The following is a 25,226-nucleotide window of genomic DNA, read 5'->3' on the forward strand; positions in this document are numbered from 1 at the left end:
GGGTTGGTGCCGCGGTTCCCCCCCGCCCCCCCCCCCCCCGCCCGGCGGCGTCCCCCCACCTGGGTGGGCCCCCGCCCGGGCCCCCCCGACCACGATGAGGAGTCACCGACGCGGGCCGGCGAGGCTCTGAACGGGGACTACCGCCGGAACCAGCGCCGCCGCTTCGCCGGGTCTGCTGCCTGCAGCCCCAACCTTCCGGTCAGGAATAAGGTCCCGGTCACGACATTGCCGCGTGCCGGTGGTCCTTCGAGGCTGGAGGCCGCGATCGCGACGTCGAGTTCGATCGCGGCGATGGTGCGGACCCGGATCCGATGGAATGCCGTTCCGGTAACGGTGTTGACGGGGGTCTCGGCCTCGACGACCTCGCCGGCGAACAGCGCGTGAGCGGAAGGCGTCCAGTCGAACGACGACTGCTCAGGCGAGAAAGTCCCGGAGGGGATGAAGTAGTCGGCGGCGAATTTCGGCCCGTCGTCGTCCTGAGAGGCGTAGTACGCGTCGGCGTCGGCGTGCACGGTGACGTCTTCGGCCAGGGCTGCCAGCACCAGGGATCCGCTGTCCAGCCGTCCGCCGGAATGGGCGAGGACGGCTCGGTCTTCCAGTTCCACCGCGATGGGGCAGATCATCTCTCCTTCGACACCGTCGACGAGGTCGAGCATCGCGGTCTCGTCGTCGACCAGGCGGACATCGCGCACCGGTACCGCGGGCGCCGTGCCCGCCAGGCAGGGCAGGAGGAATTCGATCCCGCCGTCGTGCACCTGCGCGACCAGCCGCGCGCCTGAGGGATCGGTCCAGACATGCTCACTGACCTTCTTGGCGACTTGCCGGGCCGTCGCCTCGCCGATCAGGGAGATCACTCGCTCCCCGAACTCGTCCTCGCTGGTGACGCCGATCCCGATCGCCTCGAAGTGGCTGGACACGATCACTCCTCCTGTTCCTTGGTCCGCTGGAGACTACTGGCGGGGCCGGAACAAGGTCATCCGGTTTTGGGAGGAGGGGCTCTGGCCGGGCTTGTCGTCGCTGCTATGAGAGGGCAAGCTTGTTTTTCGGCAAATGCCGGCGCGGGAACCCCGTGAACTTTCCCAAGCCATTCGTCGTAGGCGAAATGCCGTATCCGGGGTTCGAGAACATGGGCCATAAAAGAGTACTTCTCTCTTCGAAGTATGATGCGCGAGAGTGAAATTCCTCGACAGTGGACGAGCCCTGGCGGACACTCGGATGCGCGCGGCATCCGGTAGGAAAAGCCTTGTCGCGCTCAGTTCCCTGCTCCCATCATTCGGCGAAAAGGAACCTTATGCATGACGATGATGAGCCGGTAGGCCGGGTTCTCGGCAGGCGGCAGGCGTTGATTCTGCTCGGCGCCGCCGGCGCGACACTCACTGTCGCCGGATCCGCCACCGCGAGTGCCACCACCTCCACCGCGGGCACTCCCGAAGTCTGCTCGCTGGACTGCGTGGTCAAGCCAGAGCAAATGGAGGGCCCGTATTTCGTCGACGAGCGGCTCAACCGCTCCGACATCCGCAGTGAGCCGGCCACCGGGCAACTGGTTCCCGGCACCGCGCTGGTAATCAATTTCACCGTCCAGCAAATCCGGCAGCAGCAATGCACGCCGCTGCCGGGAGCGATGGTCGACCTCTGGCAGTGCGACGCGCTCGGGCTGTACTCCGACATTCCGTCCCAGGGCAGTCGCGGCCGCCGTTTCCTGCGCGGTTACCAGAACACCGACCAAGCGGGAGCGGCCCGGTTCACCACCATTCTGCCGGGCTGGTACACGGGACGAACGCTGCACATCCACGTCAAGATTCGCACCGTCGGAACCAACGGCAGGCCGTACGAGTTCACATCGCAGCTTTACTTCACCCCCGAGTTCGGCGCGGCCTATCTGCGGACCGATCCGTACCGGCGGAAAGGCCCGGCCGACACGACCAACAACCGGGACTCGATCTATCGCAGCGGCGGAGCCCAAATGCTGCTGAGTCCAAGGCAGACCGGAACCACTTACACGGCGGACTTCTCGATCGGTCTCGACCTGTCGAACACCCAGGTCGGCGCTCCCGACTAGGACGAGTTCCGCCTGAAAGCCCGCAGCGGGAACACCGTCCGCCGCGTCAGCCTGTGGCTGCGCGGCGGACGCGTCTCGTCGGGCGGTCGGTCTTGCGGCATGATCTGTGGCACGCCGGACGAAGGGCGGTCATGGTTCAGGGGAAAGCAACGGCTCGCGGCCTGCGGATCAGGGTGCTGGGTCCGTTCGAGGTCGAGACGGCCGCGGGGCCGGTGGACGTGGGCGGGCGGCAGCGCGCGTTGCTGGCGTCGCTGGCGTTCTCGGCGAATCAGGTCGTCCCGCTCTGGAAGCTGATCGAGCACGTGTGGGGCGAGGAATCCCCGCTGGACGTGCGCAATGGTCTTCAGACGCTGGTGAGCAGGTTGCGGCGCGGCCTCGGAGCCGACGCCATCGAGACGACCGAAGGCGGCTACCTGCTGCGTGCCACCGCCGAAGAGCTCGACCTTCTAGCGCTGCGTGAACAGGTCGAGTCGGCGGCCGTCGCGGCGCGGGAAGGGGACACCGGCCGGGAGTACGCGTCGCTGGCGTCGGCGGTCCGGCTGTGGCGTGGTGATCCGCTGGAGGACGTCGCGTCGCCGGGCCTGCGGGCGGAGGCGGGACCGCAGGTCACCGAGCTGTGGTTCGCCGCCCGCGAGCGGATGCTGGACGTCGACCTCGAACGAGGTCACGGGCCGGAGGTGATCGCCGACCTGCGGGATCTCACCGCGCGCCACCCGCTGCGGGAGTCGCTGTGGGCCAGGTTGATGCTGGCTCTGCACCGGGCGGGGCGGCGGGCCGAGGCGCTGGACGCCTATCGGCAGGTCACCGATCTGGTGCGGGACCAGCTCGGTCTCGACGTGGGGCGCGCCGTCGCCGATCTGCACCGGTCGATCCTGCTCGACGACGAGGCGCTCGCGGCCGGGCAGCCGGTCACGGCGCAGGTACCCCGCCAGTTGCCAGGGGACGTTCGCGGGTTCGTGGGGCGTGGTGACGAGCTCGCGGGGCTGGACCGTCTGGTGAGCGGGGCCGGGGGGCAGCCGGTCGTGATCTCCGCCGTCGACGGTGCCGCCGGCATCGGGAAGACGAGTCTGGCCGTGCACTGGGCGCATCGGGCCGCGCCACGGTTCCCGGACGGGCAGCTGTATCTGAACCTGCGTGGTTACGGTCCCAGCGTGCCGGTCGATCCGGCGGCCGCGCTGGACATGCTGCTGCGTTCGATCGGGGTGCAGCCGGAACGCGTCCCGGTCGGCATCGAGGAGCGGGCGGCGCTCTGGCGCACCGAGTCCGCCGTGCGCGGGATGCTCGTCGTGCTGGACAACGCCCGGGACAGTGCCCAGGTGCGGCCGTTGCTGCCCGGCGGGGGTTCGGTCGTGGTGACCAGCCGCCGCAAGCTCCGTGGCCTGTCCGCGCGGGATGGAGCACGCCACGTCACCCTGGGCCTGCTCTCGCCGGCCGAGGGGCTGGAGCTGTTCACCGATCAGGTCGGCCGGGACCGGGTGGCGGCCGAGCCGGACGCGGCGGCGGCGATCGTGGAGTTGTGCGCGCGGCTGCCGCTGGCGTTGCGGCTGGCCGCGGACCACGCGGCCCGGCATCCGGAGTGGCCGCTGTCCTCGCTGCGGGAGGAGCTGGCCGACCAGCGTGGCCTCGAGGTGCTGTCGGTCGACGACGACCGCGACAGCGACCTGCGTTCACTGTTCGACTGGTCCTACGACGCGCTCGACGCCCAGGCGGCGGCGGTGTTCGATGTCCTCGGCCTGTTCCCCGGCGACGGCATCGGGCGGTACGCGGTCGCCGCGCTGGCCGCGATCCCGCCGTCGGTGGCCGGTGCCGCGCTCGCGCGACTGGCGGAGGTCAGCATGCTGGAGCAGCGGCTGCCCGACCGGTTCGAGCCGCACGACCTGCTCCGCCAGTACGCGCGAGACAAGGCGGAGGCTCTGCCCGGCGCGCCGGCCGCGATCGAGCGGCTGGTGGCGCACTACGTGCACACCGCGGAACGGGCGCGCTATCACCTCAGTCGCATTCCGCACCGGATGCCGATCGCCGTGGCCGGGCCCGGCGTCCCGGTCGCCGTCTTCGCCGACGATCACTCCGCGGTCGCCTGGTTCGACCGGGAGATCGACACGATCGCCAGGCTGGTCCTCGGCGCGGACGAGCATGGGCTGCACGCCCAGGCCGCGGTGCTGTTCCAGTTGTCGTGGCACTACCTCAACCTGCGCGGGCACTGGCATCGGATAGTCGACATGGGAGAGGCCGCGATCCGCAGCGCGACCGCCGCGGGCGATCGATTCCTGCGGGCCAAGTGCTTCAACGGCGCGAGCACCGGTTACGGCCGGACCGCCGACCGCGACAAGCAGATCGCCTACTGCACTGCCGCGCTGGAGATCTTTCGCGAACTGGGCGACATCGCCGAACAGGGCACGGCGCTGCTCAACCTGGGCTCGGCCCTCAACTGGCTGCACCGGTTCGCCGAGGCCGTGGAGCCGCTGCGCGAAGCCGTCCGGTTGTACGAGTCGGTCGGCGACGACCTGTCCGCCGCGATGGCGCTCAACAATCTCGCGGATACGTTCGCCGGGCTCGGCCGCTACGAAGAGGCGAGTGGTCCCGCCCAGCGAGCGCTCGACACTTTCCGGAAAGGGGAGGAGCCCGCGCGGATCGTCGCCGGTCTGGAAACCATCGCGTCCGTACAGGCGGGGTCGGGCGATCACCGCACCGCCGCCGCGACCTACCGGGAAGCCGTCGACCTCGTCGAGGAGGTCCACGTGACCAGGTCGGCAGTGCCGCTCCGAGTCGGCTGGGGGCACGCGCTGCACGCACTCGGCGACGTCGACCAAGCGCGCCGAGTCTGGCGGGAGGCCTACGACCGGTGCCTTCGCGACGGTGATGAAACCGCCGCCGAAGAGATCCGGGCGCTGCTTTCCGCGCACGCCCGGTCCATCCCGGGGTAGCCCGGGCCCGCGCTCGCCCGGACGACAGCGCCGTGCAAGCGCGACGACAGAGGTCCCCGCGTTTCTCGTCCTAAGGTCCTTTTCGAGCGACGCGGCCCGCCACCCGCCGGCGGGGAGCACTACGGTCGCGCTTCCGTCGTTCCCCGACCGGGGAGAGCGAGAGTGGCGATGTGGAGAACGATCGTGGCGTTCATGGTGACCGCGGTGGTGTCGGGCGTCGAGCAAGGGGGTGGCGCCACCGCGGTCGCGCCATCACCCATCGTGTGGCGCGGTGTCACGCTGGGTCGGCCATTCGGCCGATGCGCACCCGGCCGATGAGCCGATCCACGACGTGATCATCACCCCATAGCGTGACGACTGTCAGCAATTCGTCATCTACGGGGAGGTCACGATAATGCTTCACAAGACGGGGATACTGGCGGTCGGGTTGGCCGCGGCGGGAGCGGTGCTGCTACCGGGGGTCGCGGCGGCGGCGGACGGGCCGACGCCGTACGTCATCGGCGGGCACGACGCCACCGAGAACTACTCGTTCATGGTGTCGCTGCAGCAGGATGGGCGGCACTTCTGCGGCGGCTCGCTGATCAGCGAGGACTGGGTGGTGACCGCGGCGCACTGCGTACAGGGCGCGAAGCCGGAGCAGATCAAGACCAGGATCGGGGCACGGCAGCACAACAGCGGCGGCACCGAAACCGGCGTCAGCCGGATCATCGTGCATCCGGACTTCGCCGGGGAGAAGCCGCAGGGCGGGGACATCGCGCTGGTGCGGTTGGACAAACCGGTGACCGAGCAGCCGATCAAGATCGCCGGGGCACTGGGCGACGCGGGAACGGCGACTCGGATCCTCGGCTGGGGTGAGCACTGCGCCGAGCAGAACTGCGGGGCGCCGGAGATCCTCCAGGAGCTGGACACCAAGGTCATGCCGGCGGAGAAATGCCGCAATCTGGCCACGGGCAAGGAGATCTGCACCGGTTCCGACACGCCGGACGCGATGGGCTGCTACGGCGACTCGGGCGGACCGCAGATCAAGGGCAGGCCGGGGGAGTGGGAACTGGTCGGTGCCACCAGCCGCGACGGTGACGCGGACCCGAAGTGCGCCAGCGGTCTGGGTATCTGGACCGATGTGACGGTGTACCGGGGCTGGATCGCCGAGCAGCAGGCGAGCGATTCTCGCCAAGGAGCAAGCGTGGCGTGAGGTTGCCGCGAAAGCCACTTCCGCGATATTCGACGTCGCGGAAGTGGCTTTCGCGACGTCGAATATCGCGTGCGTCGGTCTCCGGCGAACCGTCACCGGGGCGCGAGTTCCTCCAAAGAGGACAGTGGCGCCTTGCGCAGGTTCGAAATGATGTTCCCCGGCTTGTCCGAGGCTTTGCTGTAGTAGTGCGCGCCGGACTCGAACGCCAGGTAGACGTTTGCCGAACGGGTCCTTGGTGACGACGATTCCCTGTGTCTCATTCCCCGGTCGAAGGGCCTTCGCCGCGTGCGTCGGGCACTGCGGCCATCAGGCCCGGGCACGTCGAGTGCGGGATCCGGGCCGAACTTCTTCACGTCGGCCTGTGGACAGGAGCCCTGCCGGCATGTTGGGCTGAGACCTGGCCGAACCCGACGTGGTCGGCGATTTTCTTTCCTGCGACGTCGAGGAGCGGCCCTGACCCTGTCGGAGTACCTCCGGGAGAACTGGATCGACGTCGTGAACGACGCGATCCTGCACGTGGATCTCACCCTGGCGGCGATGGCACTGGCCGTGCTGGTCGGCATGACGATCGGCCTGCTCACCTACCGGCGGCGGTGGCTCGGCGCGATGGCGACCACGACGACGGCGGCGTTCCTGACCGTCCCGTCGATCGCGCTGCTGGGCATCCTGATCGGCCCGTTCGGGCTGGGGCTGACGAACGTCCTGTTCGCGCTGGTGCTCTACGCGCTTCTGCCGATCACGCGCAACACGATCGTCGGACTGCGTGGCGTTGACCCGGCCGTGGTGGACGCGGCGCGGGGGATGGGGTTCGGCCGCGTGCGGCTGCTGTTGCGGGTGCGCCTGCCGCTCGCCTGGCCGGTGATCCTGTCCGGTATCCGGGTCTCGACGCAGATCACGATCGGCATCGCGGCCATCGGCGCGTACGTCAAGGGCCCCGGCCTCGGCAACCAGATCTTCGACGGGCTCGGCCGGTTCGGCTCGGTCAACTCACTGAACCAGGTCCTCACCGGGACGCTCGGGATCATGGTGCTGGCGCTGCTGTTCGACCTGGCCTTCGTGGTGGCCGGCAAGCTGACCACACGGCGACGTCCCCGTGCCCGTCGAGCGGAGGCTCCGGCGACATCGGGGGGAACAGCCGGGATGGGCGGCGAGGCGATCGAGCTGCGGGACGTCGGCAAGCACTACCCCGGACGAGCGGTACCGGCGGTCGAAAGCCTGACGATGCGAATCCCCGCGGGCGAGATCGTCGTGCTGACCGGTCCGTCGGGGTGCGGCAAGACGACGACCATGCGGATGATCAACCGGCTCGTCGAGCCCAGCGCGGGTGTCGTCACGATCGGCGGCACGGACGTGTCGGCGCTCGACCTCGACGAACACCGGCGCAACACCGGCTACGTCATCCAGCAGATCGGGCTGTTCCCGCACCTGCGAGTGGACGCCAACATCGGCGTGGTGCCGCGGGTGCTCGGCTGGACTCGACGGCGTATCGCCGACCGCGTGCGCGAACTGCTCGACGTCGTCGGCCTGACCCGCGAGCACGGCGCCCGGTACCCGCGTGAGCTTTCCGGCGGTCAGCAGCAGCGCGTCGGGGTGGCGCGGGCGATGGCCGCGGACCCGCCGGTCATGCTGATGGACGAGCCGTTCGGCTCCACCGACCCGATCACGCGCGCCCGGCTGCAGGACGAATTCCTTCGCCTGCAACGGGAAGTGCGCAAGACGATCGTGTTCGTCACGCACGATTTCGACGAGGCGCTGAAGGTCGGCGACCGGATCGCCGTGCTGCGGCCGCGGTCGGTGATCGCGCAGTACGACACGCCCCAGGCGATCCTCGCCGCGCCCGCGGACGACTACGTCGCGAGCTTCGTCGGCTCGAAGCGGAACCTGAAGCGGCTCGCGCTGATCCGGGTGGGTGACCTGGACCTCCGGCCGGCGGCCGGGCCGGACGGCCTGCCCCCGGTCCGGCCCGGCGTCACCCTGCTGGATGTGCTGGACGTGATGGTGCGGACCGGCAGCACCGCGGTCGTGGTCACCGAGGACAGCGAAGCGCAGCCGCTCGGAGTGTGTGACGTGGCCGGCCTCCTCGCGGCGCTCCGGCCCACCGGCGAGGCGCCCGTGATCCCCGCTGCGGCGGAGGAGGCGCCTGGCCCGGGGCCGGAGACCACCGTGTCCGCGCGGCCCCGGCGGCGACGGCTCGGGCTGCTGGTGCGCCCGGTCCTGCTGACCCTCGCCTTGCTGGCGCTCTTCCTGATCGTGCGTGCGCACCCGATCGATTCGATCGAACAGCGTTTCCTCAACGCCGGGACGATCTTCACCGAACTGGGCGAGCACCTGCGGCTCACCCTGATCTCGACGGTGTGCACCGTGGCCATCGCCCTCCCGCTCGGCATCCTGCTCACCCGCGCCGGCGCCCGCTGGGCCCGGCCCATCGGACTGGGGCTGGGCAACCTCGGCCAGGCGATCCCGTCGATCGGGCTCGTCGTGCTGCTCGCGCTCTGGATGGGCACGGGCACCGCGACGGCGGTGACGGCGCTCGTCGTCTACGCGACGTTGCCGGTGCTGCGCAACACGATCGTCGGGCTCGACGGCGTCGACCCGACCCTCGTCGACGCCGCACGAGGTATGGGCATGGGCAGGACGGCCATCCTCTGGCGGATCGAACTGCCGCTGGCCGTCCCGGTGATCCTCGCCGGGATCCGGACCGCGCTGGTGCTCACCGTCGCGAGCGCGACGCTGGCGACGTTCATCGACGGCGGCGGCCTCGGCGGTGGTCTTGTCGCCGGGATCGGGCTGTACCGCCCGATGCTGAGCCTGACCTTCGGCATCATCGTCGCCGCGCTGGCGCTCTTCGTCGACTGGCTGGGGCTGATCGCCGAGGAGGTCCTGCACCCGCGCGGCACGTAGCTCGACCGAATTCAAGGAGGACCAATCCATGCGGATGCTCCAGCGCACGACCGCCGCCGTGCTCGCGCTCGCCACGGCGGCGGCGCTCGCGGCCGGCTGCACGATCGGCAAGGACGAGACCGGCGCCCAGGTGGGCGCGGGATCCATCAAGAAGATCGACGCGCTGAACGGCGTCCAGATCCGCGTCAGCTCCAAGGAGTTCGACGAGCAGTTGCTGCTCGGTCAGATCGCCCTCGTCGCGCTGCAGGCCGCCGGGGCGAGCCCGCAGGACAAGACCAACATCACCGGATCGAGCAACGTCCGCCAGGCGCTCACCAGTGGCGCGGTCGACCTGTACTGGGAGTACACCGGCACTGCCTGGATCAGTTACCTCAACCAGACCAAGCCGATCAGCGATCCGCAGGCGCAGTATGACGCGGTCAAGCAGGCCGACATCGCCAACGGCGTCACCTGGTGGGCCCGCTCGCCCGCCAACGACACCTACGCCCTCGCCGGCAACCCGGCGACGCTGGCCCGGACCGGTGTCAAGACGCTGTCCGACTACGCGGCCCTGGTGAAGCGGGACCCGGCCGCGGCCTCGACCTGCATGGGGTCGGAGTTCAAAAACCGGGACGACGGATTCCCCGGCCTGGCGAAGACCTACGGGTTCACCCTGCCCGACCCGCAGGTGCATTTGCTCAACGACGCCGTCGTCTATCCGAGCGTCGGCAAGGGGGATCCCTGCGGCTTCGGCTCGGTCGCCTCCACCGACGGCCGCGTGATCGCGCAGAACCTCACCGTGCTCGACGACGACAAGCACTTCTTCCCGACGTACAACCCCGCCATCACGATCGCCACCCCGCTCGCCCAGAAATATCCGCAGCTGGAGGAGGTCTTCACACCGATCGCCGCGAAGCTCGACACCGCGACGCTCACGGAGCTGAACAAGAAGGTCAGCGTCGACGGCCAGAAGGCCACCACGGTCGCCCACGACTGGCTCAAGTCGGCGGGTTTCATCAGCTGAACCGTCCGCGTCCAGCGAGACCTGCGACCAGATCAACGCGCCGTGCCACCGCGAGTGGCATGTCCCCGCCTGGGGCGGCGAAGACGGTGCGGTAGTCGTGTTCGTCGTGGCGGTGACCGGCGTGCGGATGCGCAGCCAGGCCATGATCTGCCGCCAGACCGCGTCGATGCCGCTGTCCACGTCCGCACTCCTTCCGATCGCTTGTGATCGTGGTGGTTCGCCGGGACGAGTATTCCGGCTAGTGGCGCACATCCGGGACCACGGCGCGAGCCACGTCCGATCCGAGACGTTTGCCCGAGACGTGGTCGAGGCGGCTGTGCACGCCGGCGAAGATCCGGCTTTCCCCAGCCTCGTCGGCCGCCTGCTGGAAGGTCCGGAAGCGCCGGACGGTCCCCGGTAACGCCTCGGACGTCACCGACAGCATCCGGTGAGAGGCGGGTTCGTGTCGCAGGATCAGCGCGCCCGCTTGGGAGATCACGCTGTGCGCGCCCGGGTACGCCGGATCTGCCGGGGTGGCCGCCAGGCTGTTCCAGGCCGGGTCGGCCGTGGTCGCCGGATTTCCGTCGGTGCCGGCCAATCGGACCGCGGTGATCGGCCGCCAGATCCGATAGTGGTACTTGGCGTCGTAGAAGGCGATCACGGCGTCGGCGAACGTGAGGTTGAGCCGGGCGAACACCTGCGCGGCTCTCGCCGTGGAGACGGTGGCCAGCACGGACTGGGCGATCTCGTTCCAGAGGTTCCAGATCGGCGCGGCCCAGAACTTCGCTTGCTCGGTCTGGTCGGCGGTACGAGTCTTGCTGATGTCCTGCCCCAGCGAGGCGACCTCGTTCGCGGCGTTCGCGTACCGCGCGCTTGTGAGTTCCGGGTACCGGCCGGGCCGGAAGTCACTGGCCCGGGCCAGGACGAACGGCCGCACGGCAGGCCAGTGGGTGAACACCGCCGGCGCGAACCCGGGCGGGGTGGGGCGGTACTGGCCAGGTCCGGTGGCCGGTGGGATCGTGGGCGGGGTGGCCGTGGAGCCGTCGTCGGCACGTGCTCGGAGGATCTCCCGGGCGGCTTGTTTGCCGGCGCGGATCACCGAGGACGACGAGGCCGACATTCGCACGGCGATCCTGCTCAACTCGGCCCGGCCCGGCGGCGACCGACCGGATGAGGAGTTCGTGGCCGAACTCGGAGCCCGGCTCGCGGCCGAGGCGGACGGCAAGCCGAAGGGCGACAACCGCCGCAAATTCGTCCAGGCCACCTCGGTGGCCGCGGCCGCCGCCGCCGCGTTGGGCGCGACCGTGGATCACCTGCTCCGGCCGTCTTCTTCCATGCCAGAGGCGACCATCGTGCCCCACGATGGTCAGTGGCAGGCCGTGGTGTCGTCCGCCGAGTTGGTGGAGAACGCGGTGCGGCCGTTCGACTTCGGCACGGTCACCGGGTTCGTGCGCCGGGCCGGGGGCGAGGTGCACGCGGTGTCCGGGATCTGCACGCACCTGGGGTGCCGACTCGCGTTGGACACCGCGACCCTGCGGCTGAACTGCCCGTGCCACCGGACGGCGTTCGCCGTGGACGGTGCGGTCGTGTTCCACCAGTTGCCCTTGGCGCCGCCGCCGTTGCCCCGGCTGGAGGTCCGGGAGAACGCGGGGAACGTCGAGGTCCTGGTGCCCCGGCGACCGGTGTGAGAAGCGGTGGTGAGGACAGCCCATCGTCACCCCGTCGCCATTGTCCCGCGCATCGGACGACCTCCCACTCTGTGTGGATGCTCACCTGTGTTGATACGCAAGGGGGTTACGGCCCGGAGAGCGTCGCTGTGCCGGTTGTCAGCGAAGGTTTCGGGGCCACGCGACGTCGTCTATGGCGAGCCACGGTGCGACGGCCACGGCCGAGGGGGTGAGTCCGGTGAACGCCTTGACCTCGCGGTGGAGGTGGGACTGGTCGACGTAGCCGCATTCGGCGGCGACACTCGCGGCGGCGTGACCGGTCGCGAGGAGGTGGGCGGCGTGGTCGAACCGCACCAGCCTGATGGCGCGTTTGGGGCTGATCCCGAGCTGGGATTGGAAGCGGGACCACAGGCGTTTGCGGTCCCAGCCGACGTCGCCTGCCAGGCTGGTGACCTGTGTCCGTCCTCGGCTCTTGAGCGTCTGCCGCCAGGTGCGGGCGACTTCCGGTTCGACCGGCGTGCGGGCGTGCAGCCGCCGGTTCACGACCTCGGACGCGATGGCGAACCGTTCGTCCCACGACGCGGTGGCGCGCAATCGGTCCTCTAAACGCTCGGCGTCGCGACCCCAGACGTCCGCCAGGGGTGCCATCGTCCCGCTGAGATCCGGTGCCGCGTCGAGCACCGCGGCCGCCACGTCCGGCTCCAGCCGGATCTGGAGGCATTCGCCCACACGGCCACCTGCCCGTAGATCGCCGGGCATGAGCCCGATGACGACGCTGCCGCGCTCGTGCCGGCCGGGGCTGTCGAAGACGATGCCTTCGCCCTCGCTCAGGTCGACGAGCAGGGTGACGGAGGGATGCGCGACCATGGCGATGTCCACGGCCGAGGGGAGACTCTGGCGGAATCCGGCCATGCTGATTCCGGGCAGCCGATCCGGCCGGTGCGGGACCGCGATGTCCACCGTGTTCCAGTCAGGTGGTGTTCCGGTCGGGGGCACACGGCCAGTCTAGGGATCGGGAACCGTCGGCGGGGCGCTCGCGGTCCGCCGCCGCGAGGTCCAGCCCAGCAGTAGTTCGGCGATCGCGTCGGGGGCTTCGAACGGGGGCAGGTGCCCGACACCGGGCAGCAGTTCGATCCGAGCGTCGGGCACCGCCTCGTACCGGCGCACGGACGACGGGTCCCAGCGGGGGTCGGCGGTACCGAAGATCACCTGCACCGGGACGGTGAGGGTGGCGAGACGATCGGGCACGCCGCGCTCGGCGATGTACTCGGTGTTGCGGCGCACTATCGTCCTGAACGTGTCGTAGGAGAGGTGTTCGAGATCGGCGACCGCGTCGTCGGGTATGTCCACCGGCCGAGCGGCGGTCGCCTGGATTCCCTTGCGGATCATCGCGGCCGAACGCCTCGGCCAGATCAGCGGGCCGAACGGCGGGCCCAGCAGGAGCCGGATGATCAAAGGCTGGGGAAGCAACGCGTCGGGATGCGGGCCGCAGCTGATCAGCGCGATCGAGCACACCAGATCGGGTCGCTGTTCGGCGAGGGAGGTGGCGACGTAGCCGCCACTGGAGTGCCCGACGACCGTGACGTCGCCGAGGCCGAGGTCGTCGAGTACCGCCGCCACCCGGCTCGCCTGCACGGGCACGTCGTAAGGCGGAGAAGGCGGGGACTGGCCACAGCCCGGCAGGTCGACGCGGATGACGTGGTGGCGCCCGGCAAGGGCCGGGACCACCGGGCTCCACGAGGCACCCGAGGCCCCGGATCCGTGGATGAGCAGCAGCGGCGGTCCCTGCGGTGGACCGTCGTGCACCACGTGGATCCCCTGCGAATGCTCAACACCGTTCTCGCTCATACGAGGATGGTGCCCGGCCGCCCGCCACCGGGTCTTGGACAAATGTCGCGTGCGATCGGCTGGTCCTCGTCGACGGCGATCGCGGGGAGGCCACCCGCACGGACAAGTATCGCCATGGGGCTCGACTTTGTTCGTGTGATCACCTGAGTATCAGTGGATGGGTGGAGGATTCTGGCGGGATCTCGGCGCGCTGGGCAGGTCGGTGTGGATGGCGGGTCCGGTGAAAAAGGTCAGAGGTCGTGCGGCCGAATACGTCGCGGTGTACGGGGACATCGTCGCCCCGATCGTCGACTCGGCGCTGAACGACCCTGGCCTGCGTGAGCACGTCGGCCGGTCGCTTTGCGCGGCGGGCACGAAGATCAGTTTTCTGATCAAGGCCTACGCGACGATGGCCGGCGTGCCGTTCCGGGCGGATCTGGCGGTACTCGGGGGCGCGGTGGCGCGCTTGTACGACGACCTGATCGACGAGTACGGATCCGAGGATCTCGCCGGAAGGTTGTCCGCGCTCTTCGACGGCGGTCCGTTTTCGCCGCGAAACGACGTGGAACGGCTTTTGAGTGAACTCTATCGTGAGGTGGAACGGCGTCTCGATCGTGGCCGCGACGACCCGATCTTCACCGCGATGACGGCTGTGCACGAGTATCAGACACGATCTCGTGGACAGAGCGATCCGGAGATCTCGCCGGTGACCCTGATGGAGATCACCGAGGCCAAGGGAGGGAGCGCGATCGTCGTGCTGTTCGCGTTGATGCGGCCGGCGATGAGCGACTGTGAAGTGACCCTGATCCGCGAGGTCGGCGGTGTTCTGCAACTGCTCGATGACTATCAGGACGTGGTGCTGGACCGGCAGGCCGGGATCGAGACCGCCGCCGTCCGGGGCGAGGTGACATTGAGTGATATCTGTCGGCGATTTCGGGTGATGAAACGGCCGCTCGCTGAGCATTATGGGCGGATACGGCCCTTTTTCGCAGTGCTGTACGCCATTCTGTGGATAGCTTTTCTTCGGCTGCACTGGCCAGGATTGGGGGTCGGACGGCTGCCCGCGTCCACGCCCTTCGGCGTGCTGATGCGGCCGGGCGATAACCTGATACAAAGGGCGGGAGAGCGGCGTCGCAGGGATTGATCAGCGGTCGAAGGCCGGGGACGGTGGGAATGGTGACGAGTGGCGCGCCGTTCGAACCGGGCCTGCTCCGCCCCGATCTCCCGATCCCGCTGCCACCGCCCAGCTGGGGGAGCGTCGCTGTTTCGCGGGGTTTGACGATGCTTCGGGAGCCGGCGTTCGCGCGGGCGCATCGAGTGACCCTCTGGCTCGTGACCGCGGCGGTCGCGCTGGTGGCGCTGGGCCAGTTCGTGGTCGTCGGTGCCTTTCGCGAGTCGTTCACGGTGGGGGGCGTCGTACTCGCGGTGTACACGGCGTTCCGGGCGATGGTGCTGGTCGCGGGCGAACGACGCCAGTACGCGTTCGAGCCGGTATGGCTGGCCGAGCGGTCGGAGTTGTTGCGGGAAGGCGTTTTCGAGGTGATGCGCCTCACCGTGGACGGGCGGATCCGCGACCTCACGAATCCCGGCGACGTGCGGGAATTGCTGCGGCGCTCCGACGATGACGCCCGGGTCAGGCTGGACTTCGTCTATCCGGTGGCAGGCTGGGAACGCGTGTACCGGCGGCTCGGGGACCTGGAGTTCCGGCCTGCGTTGAGGCCGGGGGCATCCGCCCAGGTGCGGTTCCCCCAGGCGCGGTACGGCCTGCAGCCGTCCGGCCGCCGGACGTATTGGCTGCTGGGCACTCCTGTGGTGATCAGTGTCGCCGCGCAAGCCGGTCACGGAGCAGCGCGTGCCGGAACTGGTAGTACGGACCGACCTGGCGCAGCACACCCAGACGGCGGGCGTCGTCCAGGAAGGTCATGAGTCGCAGCGGTGTGACGCCCCGCAACGCCAGCCAGGCCCGCGTGGTGGTGGAGCGTCCCGACGCGCTGGTGGATTGAACGATCAACGCCAGGCCGAACGCGCCGAGCAGTGCGCCGACCGCCGCACCCAGCAAACCGACCAGGACCGGATTGTCGATCCTGATCACCAGCCCGCGGGTGACCGCGCCGACCACTCCGCCCATGAACGCGCCGACCAGTGCGCCGACCAGCCCGCCGAGTCCGGCGGCGTACAGGACGGCGAATCGGTCGCTTCGCAGGACGCTGGCGGGAGTGACCGCCTCGCGAGGCTCGGTCGGTTCGGTGAATCTGCGGACCATGCCGAACGCGACGCCGAAGACCAGGCCGATCGCGATACCGAAGCCTCCGCCGTAGAGGATTCCCACCACCAGTCCGCCGACCACGGCGCCGATCAGGCCGAATCCCAGGTCTCTGGTGAGCTCGCTGCGGCGCAGCACACGCGGCACGAACCGTCGCGGTGCCTCGGTCGGGACGAAGCCGAGCGCGAGACCGCCGGTGAGGCCGACCGCGAGCCCGAGCAGCGCACCGAGGACGGGGCGGCCGAACAGACCGAACATCAACCAGCCCAGCAGGGTGCACGCCGATCCGCCGATGAGCATGCCGGTGCCGATGAACACCGCCTTCGGGACCGCGCGGTACAACCGCCACCAAGCGATGTCGCCTTCGGTCATCCGGGCGAGAGCGCCGAGCCATCGCTCCGCCTTCGCCGGATCCCACTGCCGGGAAGGACGTGTCGTACTGGCGAGAGGGGAAGGGGGCCGGTAGGCGAACACCTGCACGGCGAAGGTGTCGAGTAGATGTTCTTCGACTCTCCGGGTGTCGGGAAGATCCAGCAGTTCCGCCGGAGTGGTGCCGGGATCGGCGTACGCCGCGCGAGCGAGATAGAGCATCAGCGGGGTGCGCAGTGCCTCGGCGACCGGTCCGCCGTCCCCCTCGGTGAGCCGGGCCAGCACCGGATCCCACCGATCTAGTCCCGCGCTCGGAGCGACGTCGAGAAGGTACTCCGCCGCGGTGTCCGCGGTCAGCGGCAACAGCTTCACCACCAAGGCGTCGCGGACGATCCCGGTTGCCTCGAACTCGGCGGTGCGGCTCGTCAAGACCAGTGGTTCGCCGCTGCGGCGATCGAGCCCGATGGTCCGCAACGCCACCGCCCGGCGATCCTCGGCCATTTCGTCAAGCCCGTCCAGCACCGGCAGGATCCGGTGCTGCGCGAGGAGATCCCGGACCGCGGTGGCGCCGTATCGCGCCTCGTTGCCGAGGAACGGATAGAACTCGAGAACGCTGCGGATGAGCCAGCTGTGGAAGTCCTCCGACGGATTCCAGGACGAGATCTGCAGCAGCACGGGTGTCCGCGACGGTGAGGGGCGGCGCAGCAACTCCAGCGTCACCAGCACGCACAGGCCTGTCTTGCCCGATCCCGGTTCTCCGATCACCACGAGCCGCCGAGGGGCATCGGCGTACGAGCCGACGAGCTCCGCCAGAGCACCTGCCGCCGAGCCGTTCTTCGTTTCCCAGCGCAGAGGCAGGCCGTCCGCCTCGTCGAGGAGCCTGCGGCCGGCTTCGGCTTCCCACTGGGTGCGCACCTCCCAGGCCAGTGCTTCGACGGCCCGGTCCAGTTGCTCCGACGTGCTCGACTCGTCCTGCGCGGATCGCCAGCGCAGAGCGGTCACGAGCTGCGCCAAAGCCGCGCCGCCCGAGATGATGGTCAGCAAGGTGGTCGCCGTCGCGGCTCCGTAGCGGCCCCACATGACCGCGAGACCCATCGCCAGCACCGCCCACAGGGCCACACGCCCCAAAACCGCCCGTCGAGACACCGGCACCCTCCTCGGATCGCGGACCAAGCAGCCATCTTGTCACGCTGTGTGGGACGAGGTGGGCGACCTTTCAGCCGCCAAACCGGATTCGGCACCTATATTCGATGATTCGCCGTCGAGGGAAACGAGGGAAACCAGTGCTGAATCGCCGGGGGAGATCGAGACACTCGATCAAAACAGTGCTCGACGGCGGAATCGACGGAGTCGATCGCGGTCTTTCGATGCCCGCGGAAGAAGTACGAGAACTTCTGCTGGCGTGCGCGCGGCACAAGATATCTTCACTGCATCCCCTGCGGATCCGCAATATCCGCATCATCGGTTCTCTGGATCTCTCTCACCTTCGCCTGGCTTGTGATCTGGATCTGGCGGGATGCGCGATCTCCGGCGGGCTGGTGCTCACGGGCACGACCGTCGGTTCGATCGACCTGTCCGGTACCGAGATGGACGCCTTCCTCGCCGCCGGCACCCGGATCGACGGAGACCTCGTGCTGCACCAAGCCCGGATAGGGCAGGCGGACCGGCGCGGGCCTCGGTCCGCCGCGCAGGAATTCCGTCGTCGCAAAGGCGACCAGGTGCAGACACCGATACGGACGCCGGACCGGGACGTGGTTGCTCCGGTGACCCTGACGAGCAGCCGGATCGACGGCGACGTCGTCCTGTCGGAGGCCACGATCCACACCGGCGGGCAATGGGCGTTCTACGCGCCGCGGCTGCTGGCATCCGGTTCGTTGATCGCCAATCGACTCCGTACGACCGGGGGAATCAGTCTCTGGGAGGCGAAACTGGCGAACTCCATCGTGCTCGACGGGGCGGAGGTCGGCGAGGTCGACGCGAGCATCGTGACGGTGAGCGGCGGGTTCTTCGCCGCGTACGGGTTCGTCGCGTCCGGACCGGTGGATCTGCTGGCCATGCAGGCGGGCAACATCGTCACGTTCCACGACGCCGAACTGCGCGGATCGCCGACGTCCGCGAACCTCACCAGGCTCGCGACTTCGCGTCTCAGGCTGGACACCCGCGCCGCTCCGAGCGGGCGCCTCATCCTGCGCGACGTACGGGTCAGCTCGCTGATCGATTCGGTTTCGGCCTGGCCCGCCGAGGGCGATCTGGACCTGGAAGGACTGGGGTACGACCGGATCGGGGCCACGGAATCCCTGACGGCCCGCGAGCGGATCGGCTGGCTCACCCGTGATCCGGAAGTGAGCGCGGCCTCGTTCGAGCGACTGGCCGCCCATTATCAGAGCGCGGGCGACGAGCGGTCCGCCCGGACGGTCAGGCTGGCGAGGGAACGGCATCTCCTGCGCCGCCGTCACTTCGCGGGCCGGGTCTGGGGCTGGATCCAGGACGCGTTGTTCGGGTACGGATTCGTTCCGACCAGAGCGCTCCTGTGGCTCACGGCCATGGTCGGCACCGGGGGATGGTGGTTCTCCGCCCATCCGGTGCGCCCGCTCAAGCAGAACGAGCACCCCACCTGGGATCCGTTCGTCTACGCGCTCGATCTCGTGGTGCCGGTCGTCGACCTCGGCCAGGAGAAGGCCTGGGATCCCGTCGGCACCGGCAAAATGGTGGCGATGGCGCTGGTGGTCGCGGGCTGGCTGCTGGCGACCGCGGTCGTCGCGGGAGCCAGGCGGCTCCTGAGCCGCACCTGAGTCGTGACTCCGTGGGGCTCCGGTCAGGCGGCGCCTGTTCGTGTTCGGCGTCAGAGACCGTTCATGTACATGGCGTCTTCCGGGTACCGCTGCCCCTTCGTGAAGCCCGCCGGCACCGCAGCGTCGAGCAGTGCCATGTCCCCGGGACCGAGCCGCAGGGACGCGGCCCGGACGTTTTCCTCGAGCGTGCACCGCCGCTTGGTGCCCGGTATCGGCACGACGTCGTCACCTTTGGCCAGCAGCCACGCCAGGCACACCTGCGCGGGGCTCGCGCCGACCCGGGCGGCGACGACGCCGGCCTCGTCGACGGCGGCGGAGTTCGCGCTGAAGTTCTCGCCCTGGAAACGAGGATCCCGCCGGCGGTAGTCGTCGTCGGCGTACTCCTCCGCGGGTTTGGCGTTTCCGGTCAGGAAACCGCGGCCCAGCGGGGAATACGCGACCAGGCCGATACCCAGTTCGCGCAGGAGAGGCAGGATCTCGGCCTCGATGTGGCGCTCCCACAAGGCGTACTCGGTCTGCAGGGCGGTCACGGGGGTGACCGCGTGCGCGCGGCGGATCGTGGCCGTCCCGGCTTCGGAAAGGCCGAAGTACCGGACCTTGCCGGAGGCGATCAGCCCGCCGACGCCGTCGGCCACGTCCTCGATCGGGACCGTGGGGTCGACCCGGTGCTGCGACAGCAGGTCGATGCGGTCGGTGCGCAGCCGGACGAGCATCGCGTCGACGGTCCGGCGGATGTGGCCGGGCCTGCTGTTCAGCCTGCCACGGGTGCCGTCCGGGGCGTACTCCCAGCCGAACTTCGTGGAGATGAACGCTTCGTCGCGCCGTCCGAGCAAGGCGGAGCCGAGCAGTGCTTCGTTGTCGAAGGGGCCATAGACCTCCGCGGTGTCGAAGAAGGTGCAGCCGAGGTCGAGTGCCCGGTGGACGGTGGCTATCGATTCGGCGTCGTCCGCGGCGCCGTAGGCCCGGCTCATCCCGAAGCAGCCGAGTCCGAGCGCGGACACGGCGGGACCGCCGTTCCCCAGGACACGCGTGGGCAGGACATCGTCGTACGTCACCGAGACCCCTTTCCGAGCCGGAGCGAACCGAGATCGGCCGTCACCGCAGTTCCGCTCCGTGGCGGACGACCGCGTCGAGGAAGTCGCCACGCGCGAGCGCGGCGGCGAGCGCTCCGAGGTCGTCGCTCAGATACCGGTCCCGGTCCAGGGCCGGGACGATCGCCCGGACCTGGTCATGGGTGATCCGGCCGAGCGGACCGAGCCGCCGGTACCGGCCCGACACGTCCACGGCCTGCGTCGCGGCGAGCAGTTCCACCGCCAGGATCCCGTTGTTGTTCGCCAGTACCCGGCGGGCGTTCCTGGCCCCGATCAGGCCCATGCTGACGACGTCCTGGTTGTCGGCGTTGGCGGGCACGCTCTGGGTGCTGGCGGGGCCGATCGTCCGGTTCTCGGCGACCAGCGCGCTCGCCGGATACTGGGCACCGGCGAGCCCGCTGTGCAGGCCGGGATCGCTCGAGATGAGGAACTCGGGCAGGCCGTCGTTGAGATGCCGGTTCAGCAGCCGATGCGTCCGGCGTTCGGAGAACACGCCGAGCTGGGTGAGCGCGATGGTGCAGTAGTCCATCGCGAAGGCGATCGGCTGGCCGTGGAAGTTCGCGCCGTGGAAGATCTCTTCCTCGCCGGCGTCACCGGATTCGCCGAAGAACAGCGGATTGTCGTTGGCGGAGTTGAGTTCGATCTCCAGTGTGGCTTCGGCCTGCCTGAGGGTGTCGCGCACGGCGCCGAGCACCTGCGGCACCGCACGCAGGGTGTACGCCTTCTGCAGATAGACCTCGCCTTCGCCGTCGCGGGCCTGCCGCGAAAGTTCGGCGTGACCGACGGCGAGCCCGCTGCCGTCCAGCAACAGCCGCAGGTTCGCCGCGGTGTCGATCTGACCGCGGTGGGGCCGGGCCCGCTCGTGCCCGGCGGCGAGGAACGGGCTCGTCGAACCGCGCAGCACCTCCAGGACCAGCGCGGAGACGATCTCGGCCTGCCGCACCTGGTCCAGCGCGCGGCCGACCACCAGGGCGCCGAGCCCGGTCATCGCCGACGTGCCGTTGATCAGCGCGAGCCCTTCCTTGGCCCGCAGTTCGAGCGGAACGAGCCCGTGCCGCTCGAGGACCGGGCCGGTCCGTGTCCGTTCGCCGTCTTCGAGGACGTAACCCTCGCCGATCAGGGTGACGGCGACGTGCGAGAGCGGCGCGAGGTCCCCGCTGGCGCCCAGCGACCCGATCTCCGGCACGGCCGGGGTGATGTTCAGGTTCAGGTACGCCGCCAGCCGGTCGAGGACGGCGGGGCGCACCGCCGAGTGGCCCTTGGCGAGCGCGTTGAGCCGGGCCGCGATCATCGCCCGGACCTCGTCCTCGGCGAACAGCGGGCCGACACCGGCACTGTGGCTGCGGACGAGGTTCGTCTGCAGGGCCACCTCGTCGCCCGCGCCGACCGGATGGTGCACCAGTTCGCCGTACCCGGTGGTGACGCCGTAGACGGGTACGCCGCGGCCCACCAGCTCCTCGAAAGACTTCCGGTTCCTTGCGACGGCGGCCAGCGCGGACGGGGCCACCGCGCACGGCGCCCCGTCCTCGGCGATCCGCCGGACACCGGCGAGGTCCAGGCCCTCGCCGTCGAGTTCCACCGGTCGGTGTTCCCTGTCCGTCACAGCCCGGCTCCCGCCTCTGTCGCCGTTCCCGATCGGCCGAGCACCCAGCTCAGCACCGCCGTCGCCACGGCGAGCGCCGCGAGCACCCCGCAGGTGACGACGAACGCGTCACCGAAGTCGCTCGCGGGGATCGACGCCGTGTCCTGCGGATTGCGCCCCAGCACGGCGCGGTAGACCGTGCCGATCCCCGCGATCCCGACGGCCATCGCGGCCTGGGTGACGGTGTTCAGCACCCCCGAACCCGCCCCGGTCAGATCGGCGGGCACCTGGGCCATGGCGATGCCGACCAGCGGCGAGACCACGAGTCCCTGCCCGATCCCGGACAGCCCGATGGTGACCGCGAGCGCGACGGCCTGGGTACCGGTGCCCGCCTGCACGATGAACGGCATCGGCAGGAAGCTCGCGAACATCAGCAGCGCGCCGGTGATCAGCACCCGGGTGCCGTAGCGCTCGGCCAGCCGTCGTCCGGCCACCGAAGCCACCGCGAACCCGACGCCCAGCGGCACGAACACCACACCGGTGGCCAGCGGGTCCAGGCGCAGCGCGGACTGGAGGTAGTAGGTCAGCACCAGGAAGTAGCCCGCGTTGCCGGCGAAGAACACCGTCACCGTCGCCATGCTGGCCGGGAATCCGCGCCGGCGCAGGACGCGGGCCGGCAGCAGGGGATCGCCGCCGCGCGCGGCGAGCCTGTTCTCGTACCGGAACAGGCCCGCCGTCAGCAGCGCCGCCGCGGCGAAGCAGCCCCAGATCCACGGCGGCCAGCCGTGTTCCGGGCCCAGCGACAACGGGATCAGCAGGATCGGCAGCACGGACGCGGTGAGCACCGTCCCCACCATGTCCAGTGGCGCGGTGACCTCGCTCTGGCTCTCCCGGACCGTCGACGGCGCGGCCAGCAGGATGAGCGCCCCGATCGGGACGTTGATCAGGAAGATCGTCCGCCATTCCAGCCCGGCGACGTCCACGTTCAGGAGCAGCCCGCCGCCGATCAGCCCGGCGACGACCCCGAGCCCGATCACCGAGCCGTACGCGCCGATCGCGCGCTGCCGGTCCCGCGGGCGGGCGAAGGTGCCCTGGATGATCGACAGCACCTGCGGCATGAGGACGGCCGCCGCGGCGCCCTGCACGACCCGAGCCACGATCAGCAGATTCGCCGTGGGGCACAGCGCGCACAGCAACGACGCGACGGTGAACGCCGCCACCCCGTACTGGAACACCTTCTTGCGGCCGAACCGGTCGCCGAGCTTGCCGCCGGTGACCATGCCCGCCGCGTAGGCGATCACGTAGCCGTCGATGACGAACTGGATCTGGCCGAAGCTGGCGCCCAGATCCGCTTGGATCGGCGGGCTGGCCACGTTCACGATGAACATGTCGATCTGGCCCATGAACGTGGCCAGCAGGACCACCCCGATCCCCGCCCAGTCACGAGGACTGGGCACGGTCGAGAGTGATGTTTCCTCGACGGCAACCATTCTCGTCCTTACCTGGTCGGGTGGGCGCCGCCGTTGACACCGAAAGTCTGCCCGGTGATGTGCCGGGCGCCGGCGGAAGCGAGGAAGTACACCGTTTCGGCGATGTCGGCGGGAATCCCGGCGCGGCCGGTGCTGGTCGCGTCGATCAGCTGCTCGGCCCGCTCGGCGGGGAGCTTGTCCCGGAAGAACTCGGTCTCGCGGATGTAGCCCGGCGAAACCACGTTCGCGGTGATCCTGCGGGCCCCGAGCTGCTTGGCCAGGTCGACGTTCCACGACGCGAGTCCCGCCTTGGCCGCGCCGTACGATCCGGCGCCCTGGTCCGCGGCGATGGACCCGATGTGGATCACCGATCCGCCTTCGGCCAGCTTGTCCTGGACGGCGGTGGTGGTCAGCACCGCGCTGATCAGGTTCGCGTCCAGGTTGGCCCGCCAGTGCGCGAGGACCCCGGCGAGCCCGTCCTGCTCGGGGAGGTCGAAGTCGGTGTTGCCGCCCGCGTTGTTGACCAGTACGTCGATCGGCCCATCCAGCGCGTCCAGCGTGGCGGTCACCTGTTCGGGATCGGTGCCGTCGCAGACGAGCGGCCGGACCGACGAGCCGAGGTCGGCGGCCGCCGAGACCAGTACGTCCTTGCGGCGGCCGGTGATGTGCACGACGGCGTCGGACGCCGCGAATCTCGCCGCCACGGCCCTGCCGATGCCGGTGCCCCCGCCGGTGACCAGGATTGTCCGGGTCATCTAGCCTCCTTCGTGTTCGCCGGTCCTAACTCACGTTTAGACCTAAATGATAGGCTGTGCGTCGTGCAGCCGACAACCGCGGTGGAGGTCTGGGATGAGTGCAGCGTCCGAAAAGGACCCCACGCCGGACGCCGCGGACGAGATCGAGGCGGCATGGCAGCGCGAACGGCCCGGCACGTCGACCGAGTCCATCGGCATCGTGACCCGGGTGTGGCAGCTGGCGAAGCTGTTCGGTGAGGACCGGCGCCGCGTCCTGCTGGACTCCGACGTCGATTCGGCCACGCTGGATCTGCTCAGCATGCTCCGGCGCAGCTCGCCGCCGTACTCGCTGACGACCAGGGAGCTGGCGAGGCTGACCCTGGTCACGGCGGGGGCGATCTCGCAGCGGGTGGCCCGCGCGGAACGCGAGGGGCTGGTCGAGCGGCACACCGAACCGCGCGGCCGCAGCGTGTACGTGACACTGACGCCGGCCGGGCACGCCCTGGTGGAGCAGACGGTCGATCGGGTGCTGGAGCGGGAGCTCGAACTGATCTCCGGGCTGAGCGACGAGCAGCGCGCCCAGCTCTCCTCACTGCTGCGGGTGCTCCTCGGCGAGGTCCAGGGTCGATGCGACGATCACGGTGTTTCGCATGTCGGTGACGTCGGTTCGGCGCTCTGAACCCCGGCGGGGGAACATGTGCTGCGGGCCTTTTAGCAGCCGTTCCACGACGTGCGGGTGCTGATCGTCGGCCAGGATCCGTACCCGACGCCCGGGCACGCGGTGGGGCTGAGCTTCTCGGTGGCGCCTGATGTCCGGCCGATCCCGAAGAGTCTGATCAACATCTACAAGGAGTACTGCGAGGACCTCGGGCACCCGTTGCCGTCGAATGGCGATCTGACGCCGTGGGCCGATCAGGGGGTGCTGCTGCTCAACAGGGCGTTGACGGTGCAGCCGGGCAAGTCGAACTCGCATCAGGGCAAGGGCTGGGAAGATGTCACCGAGCAGGCCATCAAGGCTCTCGCCGCGCGGGACGAGCCGATGGTGGCGATCCTGTGGGGCCGCAACGCGCGGAATCTGAAGCCGATGTTGGGGAAGGTGCCGTGCATCGAGTCGGCGCACCCGAGCCCGCTTTCCGCGCACTCCGGCTTCTTCGGGTCGCGTCCGTTCAGCCGGGCGAACCAGCTGCTCGCCGACCAGGGCGCCGGCCCCGTGGACTGGAAGCTGCCCTGACCTTCACGCGCTTCGGAGAACGCTTGGCGTGACAGTAGTGACCGGTGTGACTGCTGAGGTGTCGCCGCTGTCCGTGAAGGCCTCCTTGAGGGACCCAGAGTCCCTCAGGGCGGGCAACAACGACGGGCGCCGCCAAAAACGGG

At 69.6% G+C, this 25,226-nt stretch carries 19 protein-coding genes and 4 pseudogenes; 13 read left to right on the forward strand and 10 right to left on the reverse strand.

The features are described from left to right. Positions 1-137 precede the first annotated feature (137 nt). On the reverse strand, positions 138-917 hold the full coding sequence (locus AB0N89_RS34480) for a hypothetical protein (protein ID WP_364213681.1): 780 nt from the start codon (positions 915-917) through the stop codon (positions 138-140). Between the two features lie 374 nt (positions 918-1,291). Between AB0N89_RS34480 and AB0N89_RS34485 the strand changes: the two genes are divergently transcribed. The 3 genes from AB0N89_RS34485 (at position 1,292) to AB0N89_RS34495 (ending at position 6,175) form a co-directional block, all read left to right on the forward strand. Continuing rightward, entirely contained in the window at positions 1,292-2,059 is a 768-nt protein-coding gene (locus AB0N89_RS34485) for a twin-arginine translocation pathway signal protein (RefSeq protein WP_364213684.1), read from the forward strand. Between the two features lie 131 nt (positions 2,060-2,190). Further along, positions 2,191-4,983: a BTAD domain-containing putative transcriptional regulator gene (locus AB0N89_RS34490; RefSeq protein ID WP_364213687.1), complete on the forward strand. Its 2,793-nt coding sequence runs from the start codon at positions 2,191-2,193 to the stop codon at positions 4,981-4,983. A gap of 394 nt (positions 4,984-5,377) precedes the next feature. Continuing rightward, positions 5,378-6,175, forward strand: a complete 798-nt coding sequence (locus AB0N89_RS34495) for a serine protease (RefSeq protein ID WP_364213690.1) — start codon at positions 5,378-5,380, stop codon at positions 6,173-6,175. 92 nt (positions 6,176-6,267) lie between these two features. Here AB0N89_RS34495 and AB0N89_RS34500 read toward each other — a convergent pair whose 3' ends face one another. After that, positions 6,268-6,435, reverse strand: a complete 168-nt coding sequence (locus AB0N89_RS34500; RefSeq protein WP_364213693.1) for a hypothetical protein — start codon at positions 6,433-6,435, stop codon at positions 6,268-6,270. Positions 6,436-6,781: 346 nt separating this feature from the next. Here AB0N89_RS34500 and AB0N89_RS34505 point away from each other — a divergent pair. From AB0N89_RS34505 to AB0N89_RS34520, 4 genes and pseudogenes are all read left to right on the forward strand, one after another. Next, positions 6,782-7,171 (forward strand): annotated as a pseudogene (locus AB0N89_RS34505) (ABC transporter permease subunit); the annotation flags it as partial. Positions 7,172-7,315: 144 nt separating this feature from the next. Continuing rightward, positions 7,316-8,101 (forward strand): annotated as a pseudogene (locus tag AB0N89_RS34510) (ATP-binding cassette domain-containing protein); the annotation flags it as partial. Positions 8,102-8,605: 504 nt separating this feature from the next. Beyond that, positions 8,606-9,076, forward strand: a pseudogene (locus tag AB0N89_RS34515) (ABC transporter permease subunit); the annotation flags it as partial. 28 nt (positions 9,077-9,104) lie between these two features. After that, a complete protein-coding gene (locus tag AB0N89_RS34520; RefSeq protein ID WP_364213696.1) occupies positions 9,105-10,079 on the forward strand; it encodes a glycine betaine ABC transporter substrate-binding protein in 975 nt (324 codons plus the stop codon). Between the two features lie 238 nt (positions 10,080-10,317). Here the strand turns inward: AB0N89_RS34520 and AB0N89_RS34525 are convergent, their stop codons facing one another. Then, the gene (locus tag AB0N89_RS34525; protein ID WP_364213699.1) at positions 10,318-11,184 is read right to left on the reverse strand and encodes a vanadium-dependent haloperoxidase; all 867 of its coding nucleotides are present in this window, start codon (positions 11,182-11,184) and stop codon (positions 10,318-10,320) included. 55 nt (positions 11,185-11,239) lie between these two features. On the opposite strand from AB0N89_RS34525, the gene AB0N89_RS34530 reads away from it, so the two are divergent. Next, on the forward strand, positions 11,240-11,746 hold the full coding sequence (locus AB0N89_RS34530) for a Rieske (2Fe-2S) protein (protein WP_364213702.1): 507 nt from the start codon (positions 11,240-11,242) through the stop codon (positions 11,744-11,746). A 138-nt stretch (positions 11,747-11,884) separates the two neighbouring features. Here the strand turns inward: AB0N89_RS34530 and AB0N89_RS34535 are convergent, their stop codons facing one another. Together AB0N89_RS34535 and AB0N89_RS34540 are read right to left on the reverse strand one after the other, a co-directional pair. Then, positions 11,885-12,721 (reverse strand): helix-turn-helix domain-containing protein, encoded by an 837-nt coding sequence (locus AB0N89_RS34535; RefSeq protein ID WP_364213705.1) that lies wholly within the window; start codon positions 12,719-12,721, stop codon positions 11,885-11,887. Between the two features lie 9 nt (positions 12,722-12,730). After that, a complete protein-coding gene (locus AB0N89_RS34540; RefSeq protein ID WP_364213708.1) occupies positions 12,731-13,573 on the reverse strand; it encodes an alpha/beta hydrolase in 843 nt (280 codons plus the stop codon). Between the two features lie 157 nt (positions 13,574-13,730). Here AB0N89_RS34540 and AB0N89_RS34545 point away from each other — a divergent pair, with 157 nt between their 5' ends. Beyond that, complete coding sequence (locus AB0N89_RS34545) at positions 13,731-14,696, forward strand: class 1 isoprenoid biosynthesis enzyme (protein WP_364213711.1); 966 nt, start codon at positions 13,731-13,733, stop codon at positions 14,694-14,696. A gap of 29 nt (positions 14,697-14,725) precedes the next feature. Beyond that, positions 14,726-15,478, forward strand: coding sequence for a hypothetical protein (locus AB0N89_RS34550; protein ID WP_364213714.1), 753 nt, complete (start codon positions 14,726-14,728; stop codon positions 15,476-15,478). Here the strand turns inward: AB0N89_RS34550 and AB0N89_RS34555 are convergent. Beyond that, a complete protein-coding gene (locus tag AB0N89_RS34555; protein WP_364213717.1) occupies positions 15,369-17,330 on the reverse strand; it encodes a hypothetical protein in 1,962 nt (653 codons plus the stop codon). The two genes, AB0N89_RS34550 and AB0N89_RS34555, sit on opposite strands and share 110 nt — an antisense overlap. A gap of 221 nt (positions 17,331-17,551) precedes the next feature. Here AB0N89_RS34555 and AB0N89_RS34560 point away from each other — a divergent pair, with 221 nt between their 5' ends. After that, positions 17,552-18,976: a hypothetical protein gene (locus AB0N89_RS34560; protein ID WP_364213720.1), complete on the forward strand. Its 1,425-nt coding sequence runs from the start codon at positions 17,552-17,554 to the stop codon at positions 18,974-18,976. Between the two features lie 50 nt (positions 18,977-19,026). Here AB0N89_RS34560 and AB0N89_RS34565 read toward each other — a convergent pair whose 3' ends face one another. The 4 genes from AB0N89_RS34565 to AB0N89_RS34580 are packed head-to-tail and all read right to left on the reverse strand — an operon-like array spanning position 19,027 to position 23,873. Beyond that, positions 19,027-20,031 (reverse strand): aldo/keto reductase, encoded by a 1,005-nt coding sequence (locus AB0N89_RS34565; protein ID WP_364213723.1) that lies wholly within the window; start codon positions 20,029-20,031, stop codon positions 19,027-19,029. Between the two features lie 40 nt (positions 20,032-20,071). Beyond that, complete coding sequence (gene cmdF / locus AB0N89_RS34570; protein WP_364213726.1) at positions 20,072-21,670, reverse strand: tyrosine 2,3-aminomutase; 1,599 nt, start codon at positions 21,668-21,670, stop codon at positions 20,072-20,074. Continuing rightward, complete coding sequence (locus AB0N89_RS34575) at positions 21,667-23,106, reverse strand: MFS transporter (protein WP_364213729.1); 1,440 nt, start codon at positions 23,104-23,106, stop codon at positions 21,667-21,669. The genes cmdF and AB0N89_RS34575 overlap by 4 nt, the downstream gene beginning before the upstream one ends. A 41-nt stretch (positions 23,107-23,147) precedes the next feature. Continuing rightward, positions 23,148-23,873, reverse strand: coding sequence for an SDR family oxidoreductase (locus AB0N89_RS34580; RefSeq protein ID WP_364213732.1), 726 nt, complete (start codon positions 23,871-23,873; stop codon positions 23,148-23,150). Between the two features lie 94 nt (positions 23,874-23,967). Between AB0N89_RS34580 and AB0N89_RS34585 the strand changes: the two genes are divergently transcribed. Together AB0N89_RS34585 and AB0N89_RS34590 are read left to right on the forward strand one after the other, a co-directional pair. Further along, positions 23,968-24,531 (forward strand): MarR family transcriptional regulator, encoded by a 564-nt coding sequence (locus AB0N89_RS34585; protein WP_364213735.1) that lies wholly within the window; start codon positions 23,968-23,970, stop codon positions 24,529-24,531. A gap of 3 nt (positions 24,532-24,534) precedes the next feature. Beyond that, positions 24,535-25,083 (forward strand): annotated as a pseudogene (locus AB0N89_RS34590) (uracil-DNA glycosylase); the annotation flags it as partial. Between the last annotated feature and the right edge of the window lie 143 nt (positions 25,084-25,226).

It is taken from the genome of Amycolatopsis sp. NPDC089917, from assembly GCF_040684635.1.
Taxonomy (GTDB): Bacteria; Actinomycetota; Actinomycetes; order Mycobacteriales; family Pseudonocardiaceae; genus Amycolatopsis.

What these genes read in the sequence shown, in the direction of transcription:
- AB0N89_RS34500 (WP_364213693.1), bottom strand. Translation starts at nt 6,435, where the DNA reads ATGAGACACAGGGAATCGTCGTCACCAAGGACCCGTTCGGCAAACGTC.
- AB0N89_RS34490 (WP_364213687.1), top strand. Translation starts at nt 2,191, where the DNA reads ATGGTTCAGGGGAAAGCAACGGCTCGCGGCCTGCGGATCAGGGTGCTG.
- AB0N89_RS34550 (WP_364213714.1), top strand. Translation starts at nt 14,726, where the DNA reads ATGGTGACGAGTGGCGCGCCGTTCGAACCGGGCCTGCTCCGCCCCGAT.
- AB0N89_RS34580 (WP_364213732.1), bottom strand. Translation starts at nt 23,873, where the DNA reads ATGACCCGGACAATCCTGGTCACCGGCGGGGGCACCGGCATCGGCAGG.
- AB0N89_RS34560 (WP_364213720.1), top strand. Translation starts at nt 17,552, where the DNA reads ATGCCCGCGGAAGAAGTACGAGAACTTCTGCTGGCGTGCGCGCGGCAC.
- AB0N89_RS34485 (WP_364213684.1), top strand. Translation starts at nt 1,292, where the DNA reads ATGCATGACGATGATGAGCCGGTAGGCCGGGTTCTCGGCAGGCGGCAG.
- AB0N89_RS34540 (WP_364213708.1), bottom strand. Translation starts at nt 13,573, where the DNA reads ATGAGCGAGAACGGTGTTGAGCATTCGCAGGGGATCCACGTGGTGCAC.
- AB0N89_RS34495 (WP_364213690.1), top strand. Translation starts at nt 5,378, where the DNA reads ATGCTTCACAAGACGGGGATACTGGCGGTCGGGTTGGCCGCGGCGGGA.
- AB0N89_RS34520 (WP_364213696.1), top strand. Translation starts at nt 9,105, where the DNA reads ATGCGGATGCTCCAGCGCACGACCGCCGCCGTGCTCGCGCTCGCCACG.
- AB0N89_RS34545 (WP_364213711.1), top strand. Translation starts at nt 13,731, where the DNA reads ATGGGTGGAGGATTCTGGCGGGATCTCGGCGCGCTGGGCAGGTCGGTG.
- AB0N89_RS34585 (WP_364213735.1), top strand. Translation starts at nt 23,968, where the DNA reads ATGAGTGCAGCGTCCGAAAAGGACCCCACGCCGGACGCCGCGGACGAG.